Annotated in this window: 16 protein-coding genes; 8 read left to right on the forward strand and 8 right to left on the reverse strand. The window is 74.7% G+C overall.

Translation table 11 applies throughout. The features are described 5' to 3' along the window. The first annotated feature begins 237 nt into the window (after positions 1-237). Positions 238-822 carry a (2Fe-2S)-binding protein gene (locus ACFWJ4_RS21480; RefSeq protein WP_380546074.1) on the forward strand — a complete coding sequence of 195 codons (585 nt, stop codon included), beginning with the start codon at positions 238-240 and terminating at the stop codon, positions 820-822. A 40-nt stretch (positions 823-862) separates the two neighbouring features. On the opposite strand, the gene ACFWJ4_RS21485 is transcribed toward ACFWJ4_RS21480, so the two are convergent. Further along, entirely contained in the window at positions 863-1684 is an 822-nt protein-coding gene (locus tag ACFWJ4_RS21485) for a cache domain-containing protein (RefSeq protein WP_380546076.1), read from the reverse strand. A 51-nt stretch (positions 1685-1735) separates the two neighbouring features. Continuing rightward, positions 1736-2488, reverse strand: coding sequence for an FCD domain-containing protein (locus ACFWJ4_RS21490; protein ID WP_359907770.1), 753 nt, complete (start codon positions 2486-2488; stop codon positions 1736-1738). A gap of 254 nt (positions 2489-2742) precedes the next feature. On the opposite strand from ACFWJ4_RS21490, the gene ACFWJ4_RS21495 reads away from it, so the two are divergent. Genes ACFWJ4_RS21495 through ACFWJ4_RS21505 form a run of 3 tightly spaced genes read left to right on the forward strand, consistent with a single transcriptional unit; the run spans position 2743 to position 6241 of the window. Further along, entirely contained in the window at positions 2743-4266 is a 1524-nt protein-coding gene (locus ACFWJ4_RS21495; RefSeq protein ID WP_380546078.1) for an APC family permease, read from the forward strand. Continuing rightward, positions 4263-5513 (forward strand): CaiB/BaiF CoA transferase family protein, encoded by a 1251-nt coding sequence (locus tag ACFWJ4_RS21500; protein WP_380546080.1) that lies wholly within the window; start codon positions 4263-4265, stop codon positions 5511-5513. Before ACFWJ4_RS21495 ends, ACFWJ4_RS21500 begins: the two co-directional genes overlap by 4 nt. A gap of 26 nt (positions 5514-5539) precedes the next feature. Next, positions 5540-6241 carry an acyl-CoA dehydrogenase family protein gene (locus ACFWJ4_RS21505; protein ID WP_380546097.1) on the forward strand — a complete coding sequence of 234 codons (702 nt, stop codon included), beginning with the start codon at positions 5540-5542 and terminating at the stop codon, positions 6239-6241. Between the two features lie 142 nt (positions 6242-6383). Here ACFWJ4_RS21505 and ACFWJ4_RS21510 read toward each other — a convergent pair whose 3' ends face one another. From ACFWJ4_RS21510 to ACFWJ4_RS21530, 5 genes are all read right to left on the reverse strand, one after another. Then, positions 6384-7436 carry a hypothetical protein gene (locus ACFWJ4_RS21510; protein WP_380546082.1) on the reverse strand — a complete coding sequence of 351 codons (1053 nt, stop codon included), beginning with the start codon at positions 7434-7436 and terminating at the stop codon, positions 6384-6386. 225 nt (positions 7437-7661) lie between these two features. Next, positions 7662-9266, reverse strand: coding sequence for an alpha-amylase family glycosyl hydrolase (locus ACFWJ4_RS21515; protein WP_380546084.1), 1605 nt, complete (start codon positions 9264-9266; stop codon positions 7662-7664). Between the two features lie 206 nt (positions 9267-9472). Beyond that, entirely contained in the window at positions 9473-10171 is a 699-nt protein-coding gene (locus tag ACFWJ4_RS21520) for a bifunctional 4-hydroxy-2-oxoglutarate aldolase/2-dehydro-3-deoxy-phosphogluconate aldolase (protein WP_380546086.1), read from the reverse strand. Beyond that, entirely contained in the window at positions 10168-11814 is a 1647-nt protein-coding gene (locus tag ACFWJ4_RS21525; protein ID WP_380546087.1) for an amidohydrolase family protein, read from the reverse strand. The genes ACFWJ4_RS21520 and ACFWJ4_RS21525 overlap by 4 nt, the downstream gene beginning before the upstream one ends. Then, the gene (locus ACFWJ4_RS21530; RefSeq protein ID WP_380546089.1) at positions 11814-13115 is read right to left on the reverse strand and encodes an amino acid deaminase; all 1302 of its coding nucleotides are present in this window, start codon (positions 13113-13115) and stop codon (positions 11814-11816) included. Before ACFWJ4_RS21530 ends, ACFWJ4_RS21525 begins: the two co-directional genes overlap by 1 nt. Positions 13116-13345: 230 nt before the next feature. On the opposite strand from ACFWJ4_RS21530, the gene ACFWJ4_RS21535 reads away from it, so the two are divergent. From ACFWJ4_RS21535 to ACFWJ4_RS21550, 4 genes are all read left to right on the forward strand, one after another. Then, on the forward strand, positions 13346-14485 hold the full coding sequence (locus ACFWJ4_RS21535) for a sugar kinase (RefSeq protein ID WP_380546091.1): 1140 nt from the start codon (positions 13346-13348) through the stop codon (positions 14483-14485). Between the two features lie 31 nt (positions 14486-14516). Continuing rightward, positions 14517-15266: an IclR family transcriptional regulator gene (locus tag ACFWJ4_RS21540; RefSeq protein ID WP_359907796.1), complete on the forward strand. Its 750-nt coding sequence runs from the start codon at positions 14517-14519 to the stop codon at positions 15264-15266. Positions 15267-15300: 34 nt separating this feature from the next. Further along, the gene (locus tag ACFWJ4_RS21545) at positions 15301-15729 is read left to right on the forward strand and encodes a RidA family protein (protein ID WP_359907799.1); all 429 of its coding nucleotides are present in this window, start codon (positions 15301-15303) and stop codon (positions 15727-15729) included. Positions 15730-15857: 128 nt separating this feature from the next. Further along, positions 15858-16577 (forward strand): DUF2470 domain-containing protein, encoded by a 720-nt coding sequence (locus ACFWJ4_RS21550; RefSeq protein WP_380546093.1) that lies wholly within the window; start codon positions 15858-15860, stop codon positions 16575-16577. A 64-nt stretch (positions 16578-16641) separates the two neighbouring features. On the opposite strand, the gene ACFWJ4_RS21555 is transcribed toward ACFWJ4_RS21550, so the two are convergent. Next, complete coding sequence (locus tag ACFWJ4_RS21555) at positions 16642-18192, reverse strand: APC family permease (protein ID WP_380546095.1); 1551 nt, start codon at positions 18190-18192, stop codon at positions 16642-16644. Between the last annotated feature and the right edge of the window lie 206 nt (positions 18193-18398).

Genomic DNA, 18398 nt, shown 5'->3' on the forward strand with positions numbered 1-18398 from the left:
GCCCGTGGCGCCCCCTCTCCCCCCCGCCGGCCCCCCCCCCCCCCCCCGGGCGCGCGGGGTTTAAACCCACCTGCCGGGGCGGGCCCGTTCACCCCCGCGCCCGACCGGCATTCGCCCGACTACGCCCGGCTGGCCGCCGTCGGGCCGTACTTCGCGCTGGACACCTCGCCGGCCGGACGGCCGCCCGAGGGCTTCCGGCCGCTGGCCGAGCTGTACGGCACCGGACCGGACGCGCCGTTGGCGGCGCGGCTGCGGGTGGTGGCGCAGCGGCTCGGCACCGGGGAGCCCCGGGTCGCCGCCTCGATCCTGCACCTGGGGCTGGCCGCCCGTTTCTGGTCGGTGGGGCTGGGCTCGGCGGTCCTGCTGGGGACGGTCCCGTCCTTGGAGCACGCCTGGGTGCGGATCCCGGACCAGGGCCCGCTCGACCTGTGGGCACCGCCGGAGCCCGCCCGTCCGGACGCCGGCTCGCTCGCCGACCAGCTCCACGAGGCCGTCCTGCTGGGACAGTTGACGCCGCTGGCGGAGGCCGTCCGGGCCGCCGCTCCGCTCTCCCGCCGTCTGCTGCTCGGCAACGCCGCCTCCGCACTGGCCGGGACGCTGCGGGTGCTGGACGCCCACGCGCCGGACGCCGCACGGGCGTTGGCCGCGGAGCTGCTGGACCGTCCGCCGCTGGCCGGGTCGGGCATCCTGCGCGCCGGGCCGGGTGGCACGGCGTTCCGGCGGAACAGTTGCTGCCTCTACTACCGGGTGGGTCCGGGTGCCGGGCTCTGCGGGGACTGCTGCTTCAGCACGCCGCCCGGCCGCGGGAAGCGGAACGAGTAATACCTTCACAAATGTAGGTCATACAGATCTCCGGCCGCCGTCAGCCGCGCACCACCGCCCAGTCCACCGCCGCGGACGGCACCCCGGCCCGCTCGGCCGCCGGGTCCGCGAGCAGTCCGCGCGCCAGCGAACCCACCGGCAGGGCCGGGGTGGTGGCGGCCAGCACCCTGCCCTCGCCGTCGAGCAGCGCCGCGTCGCCGGACAGCGCCCGCAGCGGGGGCACCAGCAGCCGCTCCAGCGCGGCCAGCGGGACGTCCCCGGCCACCACCCCGACGAAGCCCGCGCCCGGAACGACCACCGGCCGGGCGCAGCACAGCACGTACCGGTCGGCACAGAGCAGGTCGACCTGCGGCCCGGCCACCGCGGCCCGCCCCTCGTCCCGGGGCCGGGCGAACCAGGGCAGCGCCCGGTAGTCGTAGAACTCGGCGTCCGCCGGGTCGAGCGCAAGCCGCAACCGCCGCTCCCCCGCCCCGCGCGCACCGCGGTACCACCACTCCACGTGCAGGTCGGCGTCGGCGAGCGCGCCGGGTGCCACGACCGCTCCGCAGCCGAACCAGCGCGAGCCGGGCCGCGCCAGCAGCTCGCCCACGACCCCGTGCACCACGGCGAGTTCGGCCGCGGCGGGCCGGCGCCCCTCGGCGGCCGCCCGGGCCCAGCAGCCCGCCGCGACCGCCCGCAGGCCGTCCAGTTCGGCGAGCACCGCGTCGACGGCGGCGGCGATCCGCCGGGCGCACCGCTCGACGGCGGCAGGGTCACCGGCGGCGGGCTCGCCCAGGACGGGCCCGCCGGCGGCGGACTCACCGGCAACCGGCACACCGGCGGATCGGGCCACGGGCAGGGTGGTGCTGAACGCGCTGGTCATGACGGCTCCGGCGGCGAGGGAGGGATCCGGGAACGGTGGCGCGGCCCCGACTCAGCCGTCGTCCGCCAACTCCAGGTGCCGCCGGACCAGATGGTGCACGCAGGCCACGGCGTGCGTCTCGGCGGCGGCCCGGGCGCCGGCCGCGTCGCCGGCCAGCACGGCGACCAGGATCTCCCGGTGCTGCTCGGCGAAGCGCTCCTGGTCCGGCCCGTGCGGGGCGGGCAGCCAGAGCAGCGGGCCCAGTTCGGCCTGGAGCCGGACGGCGAGCTGGGTGAGCCGCACCGACTGCGCGGCGACGGCGAGTTCGATGTGGAAGCGGGCGTCGGCGCGGCGCTGCTCGGCGGGCCCGGCGGCGTCGCGCAGGTCGTGCACCAGTCGGGTGAGCCGGGGGCCGAGGTCGGCCGGGGCGCGCTCGGCGGCGAGCCGGGCGGCGGTGCCGAAGACGGCCAGCTCCTCGTCGCCGAGGTCGCGCAGGTCGACGGTGGCGAGGTCGCGCAGCCGGGCGAGCTGCAGGTGTTCGGAGCCCTCGGCGGGGGTGCGGACGAAGCTGCCGCCGTTGCGGCCGCGCCGGGTCTCGATCAGTCCGGCCTCGCGGAGCAGGGCGAGGGCCTCGCGGACGGTGCCGTTGGCGACGCCGAGCTGGTCGGCCAGGTCGTTCTCGCTGGGCAGCTGGTCCCCGTCGGCGACCAGTCCGAGGGCGATCGCCTCGGTGATCCGGCGGGCCACCGCGTCGGCGCGGCCGAGGTCGGCGAGCGGCGCGAGGACGGCACTGAGCAGCGGGGTCGCACTGCCGATGGTCGTCACGCCGCTCCCCTCCCCGATCGCCGTCACCGGATCCTCGCCGGATCGCCGCCGGATCGCCGCCCGATCACTGCCCGATCGCCGCCGGACCCTCGCCCGATCACTGCCCGACCGGATGTTTCCCGCAGGGTACCTCCAGGTCCGACGCGCACCCTTGCCCCTAGAAACTCAATCTCGTATGTTTTCCCGCAACCTCGGCCCGAGCCGCACCCCGCAGTGCTCCCCCACGCATCACGACACGTTCCCAGGAGCAGGTCATGACCGATGCCAGTGCACGTGCCACCGTCCACTCCCCCGACCCGGACGCCGAACGGCTGGCCGCCCTCGGCTACACCTCCGAGTTCAAGCGCGACATGAGCCTCTGGGCGAACTTCTCGCTCGGCTTCACCTATCTCTCCCCCGTCGTTGGCGTGTACACACTCTTCGCCACCTCACTTCGGACCGCCGGGCCGCCGATGGTCTGGAGCTTCCTGATCGCGGGCCTCGGCCAGCTGCTGGTGGCCCTGGTGTTCAGCGAGGTGGTCGCCCAGTTCCCGGTGGCCGGCGGGGTGTACCCGTGGGCGCGCCGGCTCTGGGGCCGCACCTGGGGCTGGCTGACCGGCTGGACCTACCTGCTGGCACTGATGTCCACCATCGCGGCCGTCTCCTACGGCGCCGGCCCGTACGTGGCCGCCCTGCTGGGCGTCGAGCCGAGCACCGCGACGACCGTCTGGTGCGCACTGGGCCTGCTGGCGCTCGCCACCGTGATCAACCTCGGCGGCACCCGGGTGCTGTCGGCGGCGGCCGTGTTCGGCTTCGCCGCCGAGTTGCTCGGCGCCCTGGCGGTCGGCGCCTGGCTGCTGCTGACGCACCGCTACCACGGCCTCGGCGTGGTCCTCGACCGCTTCGGCGCGGGCGGCGACGGCGACTACGCCGACGCCTTCCTGGCCGCCGGTCTGATCGCGGTCTTCCTGTTCTTCGGCTTCGAGGCCTGCGGCGACGTCGCCGAGGAGGTGCCGGCCCCGGGTCGACAGATCCCCAAGTCGATGCGGCGCACCATCTACGTGGGCGGCGCTGCGGCGATCGGGGTCAGCCTGGCCCTGGTGATGTCGATCCAGGACATCGGCGCGGTGGTCTCCGGCGACGACAAGGATCCGGTCGCCAAGGTGCTGCACGACGCCTTCGGCGCGGTCGGCGCCCGGGTGGTGATCGGCGTGGTGCTGATCTCCTTCCTGTCCTGCGTGCTCAGCCTCCAGGCGGCGGCGAGCCGGCTCGCCTACTCCTTCGCCCGGGACCGGATGATCGTGGGCAGCCGGCTGCTGGCCACCGTCTCGGACCGGCTGCGGGTACCGCCGTACGCGCTGCTGCTCGCCGCGGCGCTGCCCGGTGTGATCATCGTGGGTGCCTCGGTGCTCTCCGAGGGCGCCCTCACGAAGATCATCTCCTTCTCCAGCATCGGCATCTACCTGGCCTTCCAGATGGTGGTGCTGGCCGCCCTGCGGGCCCGGCTGCGCGGCTGGCGCCCGAGCGGGGACTTCCGGCTCGGCCGCTGGGGCCTGGCGGTGAACATCGGCGCGCTGGTCTACGGCCTCGCCGCGATCGTCAACATCTGCTGGGGCCGCACCCCGGACGCCGCCTGGTACGACAACTACCTGGTGCTGCTCTCGGCGGTGGTCGTGCTCGCGGCCGGCGGCCTCTACCTCCTGCTGGCCCGCCCGCACCTGCGCGGCGACGCCCCCTCGGGCGACGCGACGGCCGCGCCCGGGGCCACGTCCGCCGAACCGGCCCGGGGGCGGGCATGACCGGACTCCCGCTGGACGGCATCCTGGTCGCCGACTTCGGCCGGGTGCTCGCCGCGCCCTACCTGACCATGCTGCTGGCCGACCTCGGCGCCGACGTGATCAAGGTCGAGCAGCCCGGCACCGGCGACGACACCCGCACCTGGGGCCCGCCGCACGCCCAGGGCGAGGCCACCTACTTCCTCTCCGTCAACCGCAACAAGCGCTCCCTCACCCTCGACCTGCGCGAACCGGCCGACCACGCCCGCGCCGTCGAACTCGTCCGCCGCGCCGACGTGCTGGTGGAGAACTTCCGCCCCGGCACGATGGCCCGCCACGGCCTCGGCCCGGACCGCGCCCAGACCCTCAACCCGCGGCTCGTCTACTGCTCGATCACCGGCTTCGGCCCCGGCAAGGGCGCCGAACTGCCCGGCTACGACCTGCTGGTGCAGGCCGTCGGCGGACTGATGTCGGTGACCGGCCCGGCCCCCGGCGAACCGGTGAAGACCGGCGTCGCACTGGTGGACGTGCTGACCGGGCTGCACGCGGCGGTCGGCGTGCTGGCCGCACTGCGCGAGCGCGAGACCACCGGCCGGGGCCAGCTGGTGGAGCTGAACCTGCTCTCCACGCTGCTCTCCGGCCTGGTCAACCAGTCCGCCGGCTACACCCTGGCCGGCGCGGTGCCGGGCATCCTCGGCAACCGCCACCCGTCCATCGCCCCCTACGAGATGTTCACCGCCGCCGACCGCCCGCTGGTCGTCGCGGTCGGCAACGACCGGCAGTTCGCCGCGCTCTGCCGGGGCGTGGGCGCCCCCGAACTGGCCGACGACCCCCGCTTCGCCACCAACTCCGACCGGGTCGCGCACGTCACCGTGCTGGCCCGCGAGCTCACCGACCGGCTCGAACGCCGCACCGCCGCCGAGTGGTTCGCGGTGCTCACCCCGCTCGGCGTGCCCTGCGGCCCGGTCAACGACCTGGCCGAGGCCTTCGACCTCGCCGACTCGCTCGGCCTGCGGCCCCGGGCGCCGCTGCCCGGCCCGGACGGCCGCCCGCTGGACCTGGTCGCCAACCCGATCGGCCTCTCCCGCACCCCGCCCCGCTACCAGCTGCCCCCGCCCCGGCTCGGCGAGCACACCGCCGAACTCACCGCCTGGCTGGACACCCCGCACGACCGGCCGCCGCACGGCGGGTCTCCCTACGAGCAGCCTCCGCACGACCGGCCGCCGCACAACCCTCCCCCGCACGACCAGGACTTCGAGGACCGCCCATGAGCACCCCGCACGGCACCGGCACCGCCATGTCCGACCCGCTCGACCTGATCGACTTCGCCACCCTCCTCGCCGAGGAGGAGCGCGAGATCCAGGCCGCCGTCGCCCGGTTCCTCGCCGACCGGGTCCGCCCGCACCTGCCGGAGTGGTCCGACAACGCCCACTTCGCCCGCGAACTCGCCCCCGAACTCGGCGCGTTGGGCCTGCTCGGGATGCACCTGGACGGCGTCCGGCTGCCCGCCGAGGCCCGACTGCCGGGCGCGAAGGGGCTGCGCGGCCCGCTGTCCTGCCTGAACGAGGCGCGGTTCGGCATCCTGTTCGGCGCGGTCGGTGCGGGCCGGGACTCGCTCCAGGCGGCGCTGCGGTACGCGGACTCGCGGGTCCAGTTCGACCGGCCGATCAGCGGTTTCCAGCCGACCCAGCGCAAGTTCGCCGACATGGCGCTCGCGCTCGGCAACTCCGCACTGCTGGCCGTCCACCTCGGCCGGCTCAAGGACGGCGGGCGGCTGCGTCCCGAGCAGGTCAGCGTCGGCAAGCTCAACAACGTGCGGGAGGCGCTGGCGATCGCCCGCGAGTGCCGCACGGTCCTCGGGGCCAACGGCATCTCGCTGGAGTACTCGCCGATCCGGCACGCCAACAACCTGGAGTCGGTGCTGACCTACGAGGGCACCAGCGAGATCCACACGCTGGTGGTCGGCCAGGCGCTCACCGGGCAGGCGGCCTACCGCTAGGCGCGCCACGCCCCGGGCGCGCCCCCTCCCCGGGACGCGCCGAGGCCCGCGTCCGGCTTGTCCAGAGCCGGGCGCGGGCCGCCCCGTTCCCACCCGCTGCCGATGCCCGTGGCGCCGGGTGGAGTCTCTCCGGGGAGTCCGGTCAGACCGCGACCGTCTCCTCCATCTCCTCCTCGGCCTCCTGCGGCGCCTCCACCGGACGGCGTCCACGCCCCTCGTACATGGCTGCGGCCACCAGGGCGGCCCCGCCGAGCAGCAGCCAGACCAGCAGGGTCACGACGTGCCCGCCGAGGCCCGCGCCGCCGTCGAAGTACATGATGCTGCGCGCGCCCTCCAGGAAGCCCGCGCCCGTCCAGAAGCCGTGCAGGCCACCGAAGAACCCGTTCTGCAGTTCGGGCCGGTAGATGCCGCCGGAGGAGGTGAAGTTCAGCATCACGAACAGCACCATCAGGGCCAGCGTGGTCCACTTCTTCAGGAAGCTGTGCAGGCCGATGCCGATCAGCACGATGCCCGCCGAGTAGAGCCAGCCGAGCGCCCAGATCGCCGCGTAGTCGTGGTCGACCACGTGGAAGACCGGCCCCGCGGTGACGATCCCGATCACGCTGACCACCAGCGAGACGGCCACTCCGACCAGTGCCCGGATCTTCACGCTCAGCCCCGCGCCGGCCGCGCCGATCGCCGCGACGCTGGCGTAGGAGCCGATGCTCAGCGCGACCAGCAGGAAGAACAGGCCCTGTCCGGTCGGGTCGCCCTTGGCCGGGGTGGTCAGGTCGGTCACGTGCAGCGGCACGCCCTGCCTGTCGGTGACGTTGGTGAACACGGCGGTGGCAGCCACCACGGAGGTGTCCGAGTTGCCCTTGGCGACGATCAGTTCGGGGCTCTTGCCGTCCGGGACGAAGGCGCCCACCAGGTCCCGGTCGCGCAGTTGCTGCTCGGCGGCGGCCCGGTCGTCCACGGTGCGGACGTCGAGCGCGTCCCCGGCCTTGCCCTGGATCGCCTGCGCCAGGCCCTGCGCCTGCGGCGTGGTGCCGACCACGGCCACCTTGAGGTGGTGCGGCTCGGGCTGGTGGAAGGCGCCCTGGTAGGCGAGCGCCATGCCCAGGCACATCAGCAGCGGGGTGATCAGGTGGGTGGCCAGGTGCTTGAGCGAGTGCCCCAGGGTGGGCGCTGCGGCGGGGTTCCGGGGTGTGCTCATGGCGTTCGTACCGTCCTCCGGTGGTGTCTCTCGGTGACGAGAAGGTGGGAAATGCAACCAATGCAGGTGGTAAATGCAACCATCTATCGATGTAGCTTGCAACTATCCGACATCATTCGGAAGCCTGGCCGGGGCGGCCGTCAGCCGACCGGACACCGACCGACCGGCGACCGGCCGGCGACCGGCCGGCGACCGGCCGACGACCGGCCCTGCCCGGGGCGACCGTCAGCCCAGCTCGAACACCCCGTACGAGAACCCGTCCGCCCGCAGCTCCCCGTCCACCAGCCGCACGCCCTGCACCTCCAGCGGCCGGACGCCCCGCGCCCACCGGCCACCCTCCGGCAGGCCCGGCAGCCGAACGGACGCCGGCTCCCGGCCCGGGTTGACCGCCACCAGGTACCGCCCGGCCCGGGTGTACACCAGCGGGTAGCCGGCGTGGCGGACCTCCAGCCCGCCGGTCGCGCCCAGCCCCGGGTGCGCCCGGCGCAGTGCGATCAGCCGCCGCACGGTGTGCAGCAGCGAGGTCGGGTCGGCGCGCTGGGAGAGCACGTCCGGGCGGTGCGGGTCCGGGTCCACCGGCAGGTACAGCCGCTCGGGCGGGGCGCTGGAGAAGCCCGCGGTCGGGCCGGGCGTCCACTGCATCGGGGTGCGCGAGCCGGCCCGGTTGAACCGCGGGCCGAGCACGCTGCCCTCGGTGTCGGGCAGGCCCGGCAGGTAGCGCATACCGATCTCGTCGCCGTAGTAGACGGCCGGGAGGGTGGGCCAGGTGAGCAGGAAGGCGAAGGCCGGGGCGAGTTGATCCGCGCCGCGCGGGCCGGTGGCCAGGCGGGAGAAGTCGTGGTTGGCGGTGGGCAGCACGATGTGCCCGCCGCCCTCGGTGAGTTCGGCCGCCGAGCGCCAGGCGTCCAGGAAGGGCTGTGGGGTGCCGCGGCCCTCTGCCTCGAAGTAGCAGGCCTCCTGGTGCCAGAACTCCTCGACCGTCCCGCCGTTGTTGTTCCAGAGCGAGCGCAGCGGCAGGCCGTGGTCCTCCCCGCCGAAGTGCAGGAAGAAGTCCGCGTGGAAGCCCGCCGCGACGGCGGCGGCCGGGTCGCCCCACTCGGCGAGCAGGGCGGCCTCGGGGTGGCCGCGGTCCAGCCAGTCGCGCAGCTCGGTCCAGAGCTTGGCGGTCTCCGCCTTGCCCGGGTCGTCCTTGACCAGCGAGTACGCCATGTCCACCCGGAAGCCGGACACCCCGAGGCCGAGCCAGTGCGCCATGATCGCGCGCAGCGCCGCCCGGTTGGCGCGCGGGCCGTCCGCGTCCACCGCCTGCCGCCAGGGCTCCTCCGAACTGCTGCGCGCGTAGCCGAAGTTGAGCGCCGGCTGACAGTCGAAGAAGTTCGGCAGGTACCAGCCGGGGCGGCTGCCGGGCGAGGCCACGAAGCCGTCCACCGGGCGGTCGGACCAGATGTAGCGGTGGTCGGCCGGGTCCTCGGCGGAGGCCAGGAACCAGGGGTGGCGGTCGGAGGTGTGCCCGGCCACCAGGTCCAGCAGGACCCGGATTCCCCTGCGGCGGGCGGCCTCGACCAGGGCCACCAGGTCATCGGTGCCGCCGTAGCGCGGGGCGGGGGCGAGGTAGTCGGTGACGTCGTACCCGGCGTCGCGGAACGGCGAGGCGAAGCAGGGGTTGAGCCAGACGGTGTCGATGCCGAGCCAGGCGAGGTGGTCCAGGTGCCCGGCGATGCCGGCGAAGTCGCCGATGCCGTCGCCGTCGGAGTCGGCGAAGCTCTGCGGGTAGATCTGGTACAGCACGGCGTCGGCGAGCCAGTCGGGGCCGGGGCGGGTCGAGGTCATGGGTGGTTCCTCCTGCCGGGGTCCGGGGGCCCGGGTCTGGCCGGGCGGGGCTGAGCCGGGACGGGCTCGGCCGGGGCCGAGCCGGGTGCCCCCGATTCTCGTCCAATCCCGGCCGTCCCGACAGCCCGCCTCGCCCCGCCACCGCCTTCTTCACGGGGCCCGCATTCGCGCCGCCTTCTTCACGGGACCCGCGGCGACGGCGCCCCCTACGAGGCCGCCGCCGCGCAGGCCGACGTGAACGCCCGGGCCCGCCGGGTGATCTCCGCCCAGTCCCCCGCCGCGACCACGTCCGGCGGCACCACGTCCGTCCCCGCGCAGACCGCGAGCGCGCCGTGCGCCAGGAACTCGGCGGCGTTGCCCGCACTCACCCCGCCGGAGGCCACCAGCGGCACGTCGGGATAGGGGCCGCGCAGGTCCTTGAAGTAGCCGGGGCCGAACGCCCGGGCCGGGAAGATCTTGACGGCGGCGGCGCCGAGGTCCACCGCGTGCGCGACCTCGGTCGGGGTGAGCGCCCCGAGCACCACCGGCACCCCGGCGGCGGCCGCCGCCTCGGCGACCTCGGGCCGGCAGCCGGGGGTGACCAGGAAGGCCGCCCCCGCCTCGACCCCGCGCCGGGCCTGCTCCGCGGTCAGTACCGTCCCGAGGCCGACCCGCCAGCCGGCCTTCGACGCCTTCAGCAGATGATCCGTCACATGTGGTGTGGTGCAGGTGAATTCGGTGAGGTTGATGCCTCCCTCGGCGAGGGCGGCGCAGAGCGCGGCGGCATCCGGGATCCGGGGTGCGCGGACCACCGCGATCACCGGGTCGTCGCGCAGGAAGGAGAGGTCGCGTGGGAAGGAGCGGTCACGCAGGACGGAGGGGTCGGTCGAAGCAGGGAGATCGGTCGGGGCGGAGAGCTCGGTCATATGGCCAGGGTTCCTCGATCGGTGCGGCGCAGGGCGCGCCCGGGCCGGGCGCCGGTGGTGCGACCCTGCCGGACGACGGCGGTGCCGTTGACGTACACGTACTCGATGCCCTCGGCGGGCAGCCGGGGGCGCTCGAAGGTGGCGGCGTCCCGGACCTTCCCGGGGTCGAGGAGCACCAGGTCGGCGTGGTGGCCGGGGGCGATCCGGCCGCGCCGGTCCAGCCCCAGCCGGGCGGCCGGGCGGCCGGTCATCCGGGCGATCGTCTCCTCCAGCGTCAGCACACCCAACTCCCGGCTGTAGTGGCCGAGGTAGCGGGGGAAGGTGCCCCAGGCCCGCGGGTGCGGCCGGGCCCCGACCAGCAGTCCGTCGCTGCCGACGGTGTGGGCGGGGTGGCGCATGATGGCCCGGACGTTCTCCTCGTGCCCGACGTGCTGGAGGATCGTGGTGGACAGTTCGTCCCGGCGCAGCAGGTCCAGGAACACCTCGGTGCCGGTCCGTTCCTCCTCCTCGGCCAGTTCGGCGACGGTGCGGCCGACCGCGCCGTCGAGCGCGGCCGAGCGGACGCCGGAGATCTGGATCGTCGTCCAGTCGGTGACCACGCCGTGGCAGCCGTCGCTGCCCTTCTCCTCCACCTCGTACCGGATCCTCGCGCACTGCGCGGGGTCGGCGAGCCGCGCCAGCGTCGCGGCCGGGCCGCCCTCGGTGGCCCAACTAGGCAGCAGGGCGGCCAGGGTGGTGGATCCGGGCAGGTAGGGGTAGCTGTCCAGGGTGAGGTCGACGCCGTCGGCGAGCGCCCGGTCGAGAAGCTCCAGCAGCTCGCCGGCCCGGCCCCGGTTGACCCCGAAGTTCATCGTGGCGTGGGTCAGGTGCAGCGCGCAGCCGCTCCGCCGGGCGATCTCCACCATCTCCGCGTAGCCCTCCAACGCCCCGGCGCCGTACGAGCGTTGGTGCGGGGCGTGGAAGCCGCCGTAGGCCGCGACGACGGTGCACAGCTCGATCAGCTCGGCGGTGTCGGCGTACATTCCGGGGGTGTAGCTGAGGCCGCTGGACATGCCGACCGCGCCGTCCAGCAGGCTCTTCGCCAGCACCTGCCTCATCCGGTCGAGTTCGCCCGGGGTGGGCGGACGGTCGGCCCAGCCCATGGCGAGCATCCGCAGCGTTCCGTGCGGGACGAGGTAGCAGGCGTTGACCGCCGTTGCGGTGCGGTCGATCCGGTCCAGGTAGCCGGCGACGTCCCGCCAGTCCCAGTCGAAGCCGTCCGGATCGCCGTTCCAACCCGCTGTCTGGCGGCGCAGCGCGGGCAGCGTGACGTCGTCCACCGGGGCGTAGGACAGGCCGTCCTGGCCGAGGACCTCGCAGGTGACGCCCTGGGTGACCTTGGCCGGGTGCTCGGGTTCGAGCAGCAGGGCGAGGTCGGAGTGGGCGTGCATGTCGATGAAGCCGGGGGCCAGCACCAGGCCGTCGGCGTCCACCCGGTCGGGCGCGTCGAGGCCCTCGCCGATCTCGGTGATCAGACCGTCGGCGATCCGGACGTCGGCCCGGTACCTCTCCGCGCCGGTGCCGTCCACCACGGTGGCGCCCCGGAAGACGGTCGCGCCGCCGCCGTCCCGCCCACCCCTGGCGGCCGTTCTCTCCCCGGGCATCAGAAGAACGTCCTGACCAGGCCGGTGACCTTCGGCTCGGCCGCGTCCGCGGAGTCCAGCACCGGGATCGCCGTCCACTTGTCGAAGGCCGTGCACGGGTGCGAGACGCCCAGCCGCAGCACCGCGCCGATCGGCGCGAGGTCGCCCGCGTCGCGCAGGAAGGCGTGCTGGTCGTTGAGCGCGGTGATCAGCGCCGCCGTTCCGGTCAACTCCACTCCGCCGCGCACCCGTTGCGGCTCGGGCAGGCCCTCGTCGAAGGGCAGGTCGCGCTTGCCGGCGTCCAGCAGCGCGAGCTGCGGCTCGGGCCGGGAAACCACCCGGGCCCAGCCGTGCAGCGCACCGCGGAACGGCGTCCGCCCACCGTCCCGGGCGAGCGGCGAGATGCCGCGGTAGAAGCCGTCGTCGTGGGCGATGTACGCGCCCGAGCGCAGCACCGTGAACGCCTCCGGCAGGTCCGCCAGTTCCTCGACCACCAGGTCGAAGTAGGCGCTGCCGCCGGCCGAGACCACCGGCCGGGTGCCGTCCGGGTAGGCGCTCGCCAGCCGGCCGTGCAGGTCGCCCAGCTCCCGCAGGTAGCGACGGACGGCGGCCAGCCCCTCGGCCGAGGCGTCGTGCGCGATCGCGCCCTCGTACCCGCCGACGCCCGCCAGGCGCAGCGTGGGGGCGCGCAGCACGGCGGCGGCGACCTCGACGGCGGCGTCCACGCCGCGGGCGCCGGTCCGTCCGCCGGGGCCGCCGAGCTCGACCAGCACCTCGACCGGCCGCTCGGCGCCGGCGGCGCGCAGCGCCTCGTCCATCAGCCGGACGCTCTCGGTGGAGTCGACCCAGGACAGGAAGGCGAAGTCCGGGTCGGCGGCGAGCTCGTCGGCGAGCCAGGCGAGGCCGGCCGGGTCGAGCAGGGTGTTGGCGAGCAGGATGCGCTGCACCCCGAAGGCCCGGGCGACCCGCACCTGGGGCAGGTTGGCGAGGGTGATGCCGTGGCTGCCGGCGTCGAGCTGCGCCTGCCAGAGGGCGGGCGCCATGGTGGTCTTGCCGTGCGGGGCGAGCGCGACGCCCGCCTTGGCGCACCAGTCGGCCATGGTGCGGACGTTGTGGTCGACGGCGGCGCCGTCGAGGGTGAGCATCGGGGTGCCGAGCGAGGAGAGGGTGGGGCCGGTGGCGAGCCATTCCCGGGTGCTGCGGCCCCACGACTGCGGTGGAGCGGCTTTGAACCGCCAGTCGAGCGGTTCGTCGGCCAGGGCGGCCACCGCGCCACGGGCGATGCCCGGTCCGGTGACACTGCTTGCGAAGGTCTGCTCCACCGTGTTCCTCCATCCGCACAGGTTGCAACATGCGCAACGAGGGTTGCACATGCTGGCAACACGGTTCTAGCATCGGCGCCGGATCAAGGTCAACGGACCCGACTCCCGGTCAACGGGGTCGGCTCACGTGAGCGCTCTCGGACGACGCGGCACTCACACGCTCGCACGCAGCGGAGTCGGCCCGGTGGGCCCGCTCTCGACGGAACGGCCGCAGACGAGGAGCCCCGCACATGCCGCGACAGGACACCCAGGGCCCGACCCGCCCCGGCCCTCCCCCGACGGCCGTGTGCGTGGGCGAGTCGATGGCCGTCCTGCTGCCGGACCGCCCGGGCCCGCTGGAGTCGGTGGAGAGCTTCCGGCTCTCGGTCGGCGGAGCGGAGTCCAACGTGGCGGGCGCACTGGCCGCCCACGGCGTGCCGACCGCCTGGATCAGCCGGGTCGGCGACGACGGCTTCGGCCGGCGGCTGCTCGCCGAGGTGGCCGCCCGCGGCGTGGACGTCTCGGCGGTCGCGGTCGACCCGCACCGCCCGACCGGCCTCTACCTCAAGGAGGTCGGAGGAAGCACCGGCGACCGTCACGACCTCGGGCCCGGCCGCAGCCGGCTGCACTACCACCGGCGCGGCTCCGCGGCCGCCGCGCTCTCCCCCGGCCTGCTCGCCGACCCGGCCACCGCCGCCCTGCTGGCCGGCGCCCGGCTGCTCCACCTGTCCGGGATCACCGCCGCACTCTCCGACGACTGCCTCGCCCTGCTGCGCGCCCTGCTCGCCGACCGCCGCCCGCACCGCCTGGTCAGCTTCGACCTCAACTGGCGCCCCTCGCTCTGGCGCGAGCGCGACCCGGCCGTGCTGCCGCCGCTGCTGGACGCCGCCGACCTGCTGCTGCTCGGCGCCGACGAGGCCGAGGCCGCCTTCGGCACCGGCGACCCGGCCGCCCTGCGCCGCCGCTTCCCCGCCCCGGCCACCCTCGTGGTCAAGGACGCCGCCCGCCAGGTGACCGCCCTGGAACGGGACGGAACGGCGGTCACCGAGCCGGCCCTCGCGGTCGAGGTGGTCGAGGCGACCGGCGCGGGCGACGCCTTCGCGGCCGGCTACCTGGCCGGCACCGTCCGGGGCCTGGACCAGCGGCGCCGACTGCGGCTCGGCCACCTGAGCGCCGCCTGCGCGCTGACCGCCCACGGCGACCAGGCCGAGCTGCCGGACGCCGCCGTGGTGGCCGCGCTGCTCGACGCCTCGCCCGCCCAGTGGGCCGCCACCCGGGTCACCGCGGAGGGCATCACCGGCCCGGCCCTGCCCACCGACGGCGCGCGCCCCGCCGACCGCACACCGTCCGCCGGACCGCCGCCGTCCGCCGACCGGGCCCGGGCACAATGAGCGGGAACCCCGGCCCTCGAAGCGGAGCACGATGAGTCAGACCGTCACCCGCGCCCTGCGCATCCTCGCCGAGCTCGGCGAGGGCGAGCGTTCCCTCGACCAGCTCGCCGAGGTGCTCGGCGTCCACAAGACGACCGTCCTCCGACTGCTCCAGAGCCTCGAAGAGGAACGATTCGTCTATCGCGACGCGAGCTACCGCTACCACCTGGGCGCCGGCCTCTTCGCACTCTCCGGCCTGGCCCTGGAGCAGCGCGGCGTGCGCCGGATCGCCGCCCCGCACCTGGCCGAGCTGAACGCCGCGACCGGCCAGACCGTGCACCTGGCCGCCTACGAGGGCGGCGAGGTGGTCTACATCGACAAGTTCGACTCCCGCCACCCGGTGCGGATGTACTCCCGGATCGGCCTGCGCGCCGCCCTGCACAGCGCCGCCGTCTCCAAGGTGCTGCTCGCCGACCTGCCGCTGCCCGAGCGGCGCCGGGTGGTGGCCGGGATCGACTTCACCCCGCACACCGCGCGCACCCTGACCACCCCCGAGGCGCTGCTCGCCGAGCTGGAGAAGGTCGCCGCCCAGGGCTGGGCGCAGGACCACGCCGAGCACGAGGCCTTCATCAACTGCGTGGCCGCACCCGTCCGGGACGCCAGCGGCCGGGTGGTGGCCGCCGCCTCGATCTCCGTCCCGGACGTCGTCCTGCCGTACGAGCAGGTGCTGGACCTGCTCCCGCAGCTGCTCGCCACCACCCGCGCCGTCTCGGCCGACTGCGGCCGCCCCGACCACAACTGACGAACCGTCGACACAGTTAAGGAATCCGAATCCCATGACCTCCGAGCACCTCCGGAACGGCGAGAAGACCGAGATCCGCACCGACGGCGCCCCCGCTCCCGCCTGGATGTTCTCCCAGGGCGTCCGCAAGGGTCCGATCCTCCAGGTCTCCGGCCAGGGCCCGCAGGACCCGGCCACCGGCGAGTACCTGCACCACGGCGACGTGAAGGCGCAGACCCGCCGCACCCTGGAGAACGTCAAGGCCATCGTCGAGGCCGGCGGCGCCACCGTCGAGGACGTGGTGATGTTCCGCGTCTACCTGACCAAGCGCGCCGACTTCCCGCTGATGAACGAGGTCTACGCCGAGTTCATCGACGAGAACATCAAGCCCGGCGGCGTGAAGCCGTGCCGCACCACCGTCTTCGTCGAGCTGCCGCAGGAGCCGATGCTGGTCGAGATCGACGCCCAGGCCGTCGTCGGCTGACGCACCGCCGCACCGTGGGGCCCGGACGCCGCTGTCGCGTCCGGGCCCCTCGCCCGTCCGGCGGCCTGCTTGCCACACCCCCACCTGCACATTAGGTTAGGCTCACCTAACTAACTGGAGGTCCGTCCATGAGCCTGCCCACCGGCGACACCGAGGTCCCCGAGCCCACCACCGCCGAACGGATCCACAGCCTGCTCAGCACGACCTCCTCGCTCACCGTCCGCGCCCTCGGCGAGCACCACCACCTGAACACCCCTGTCTCCGTGCACGGCTCCCGGCTTCGCCTGCGCACCGCCCTGGACGACCCGCTCACCACGGCCGCCATCGGCGCCGCCGACGGTCTCGCCGTCGTCCTCGACGTCACCGACATCGCCCCCGTCGCCGTCCGCGACCGGGTCCGCGCCCGCCTCACCCTGGCCGGCCGGCTCCACCTGGCCCACCTCGCCGACGACGGCCTCGGCGTGCACCTGCGGGTGGACGTCGCCCACGCCGTACTCGCCACCCCGTACGGCACCGGCGCGATCACCGCCGCCGACCTCGCGCTCGCCGGCCCCGACCCGCTGGCCCGGCACGAGGCCGCGCTGCTCACCCACTTCGCCGACGACCACGCCGAGGCGCTCGACGTCCTGACCCGGCTGCTCGACCCGGCCGTGCTCACCCACGACCCCGAGGTCCGCCCGCTCGCCCTGGACCGCTACGGCCTGGTGCTGCGCCTGGACCACCCGCACGGCCACCGCGACGTCCGCCTGGTCTTCCCCGAACCGGCCAGGGACACCGAGGACTTCGGCCACCGGATGCACGCGCTGCTGGCCGCCGCCCAGAACGGCCTGCCGGTCCACCGGCGCTGAACCCGGCGCACCGCGAGCGCCGGCCGGTCACCGCTCGACCGCGCCCTCGGCACCACCCGCCCGGTCACCGCTCGACCGCGTCCTCCAGCACCACCCGCCCGATCCGCGCGTACAGCTCCGGCCGCCAACGGCGCACCGCCAGCGCCAGCCCGACCCCGCCCGCGAACACCCCGATCACCAGGTACGGGATCAGCCGGAACAGCAGCGTGTGCGCCGCCGCCCCGGCCGCGGCGTCCTTGTTGAGCCCCAGCAGCACCACCACCCCGGCCATCGCCACCCCACCCACCAGCGGTGCGACCAGCGTCCGGAACCAGTGCGCGGTCTCCGGGTGCCGCCCCCGCACGTGGAAGTACCCGACCACGGCGAAGGAGCAGAGCGTCTGCACGACCAGGATCGCCATCGTCCCGAGCAGCGCCAGCAGCGTGTACAGGTGCACGTACGGGTCCATCCCGGCCGCCAGGAACCCCGCCACCAGCCCCACCGCGATCACCGACTGCACCACCGAGGCGACGTGCGGCGAACCGTGCCGCGCATGGGTGCGGCCGAGCGCCGGGTGCAGCAGCCCCTCCCGGCCGATCGCGTACAGGTACCGGGCCGCGCACTGGTGGAAGGCCATCGCGCAGGCGAACGAGCCGGTGACGACCAGCCATTGGAAGACCTTCACCGCCCAGGCCCCCAGGTGCGCGCCGAGCGGGTCGAAGAACAGGCTGTTGCCGTCCTTGCCCGGCACGGCGCCGCTCGCCACCGCGACCGCCCGCCCGACGCCGTTGCCGGACACGATCATCCAGGACACGAAGACGTAGAGCAGCCCGACACCGATCACCGACACCAGCGTCGCCCGCGGCACCACCCGCTTGGGGTCGCGGGACTCCTCGCCGTACATCGCGGTGGACTCGAATCCCACCCAGGACCAGAACGCGAAGAACAGGCCGAGCCCGGCCGCCGCCGCGCCCGAACCACCCACCCCCCTCAGCGCGTTCAGCGGGTTCACGGCCTCGACCACGATCCCGTCCGGCCCGCCGCCGGAGAACAGCACCGCGAACGAGACCGCCCCCAGCACCCCGATCTCCAGCACCAGCGCGACCCCGAGCACCTTGGCCGTCAGGTGCAGGTCGAACCAGGCCATCACCCCGATCACCGTCGCCCCGAACAGCGCGTACCAGCCCCAGCCCAGGTCCACCCCCAGCTGCGAACGGACCAGTCCGCGCAGCGAGTACGCGAAGAAGCCGAGGGCCGAGGCCTCGGTGACGACGTACGCCAGCACCGCGAGCAGCCCCGAGGCCATCCCGACCACCCGGCCCAGCCCGTGCGAGACGTAGCCGTAGAACGCGCCGGCCGCGGTGATGTGCCGGGCCATCGCCACGTACCCGACCGAGAACACCGTCAGCACCACGGTCGCCACGATGTACGCGGCGGGCGCGCCGGCGCCGTTGCCCTGCCCGACGATGATCGGCAGGTTGCCCGTCATCGCGGTGATCGGGGCGGCGGTGGCGAGTGCCATGAACACCACGCCGACCAGGCCGACCGAGTCCGCCTTCAGCCGGTCGACGCCGCCCGTCCCCGGCCGCTCCCGCCCGGCCTGCTCCCCCGCCACGTCCCCGCTCCGGACCGCCATCCGGCCTCCTCGCCTCCCGGACCCGCCCGACCGCCGGACCGGCCGGACGCTGACCGTCCGACAGCATGGCGCGCCGGAGCAGCCCCGCGATCGGGCCGACGGCCCGCCGGAGCGGTCGAGTTGACGCCGCGTTCGACCGGTCGGACGACGACCCGGCACCCCCCCGACGGCCGGGGCCCGACCGGACGGGCCAGGGAAAGTGAAAT

The sequence above is a fragment of the Kitasatospora sp. NPDC127067 genome (assembly GCF_042724755.1).
In the GTDB taxonomy this organism is placed as follows: Bacteria; Actinomycetota; Actinomycetes; order Streptomycetales; family Streptomycetaceae; genus Kitasatospora; species Kitasatospora lactacystinica.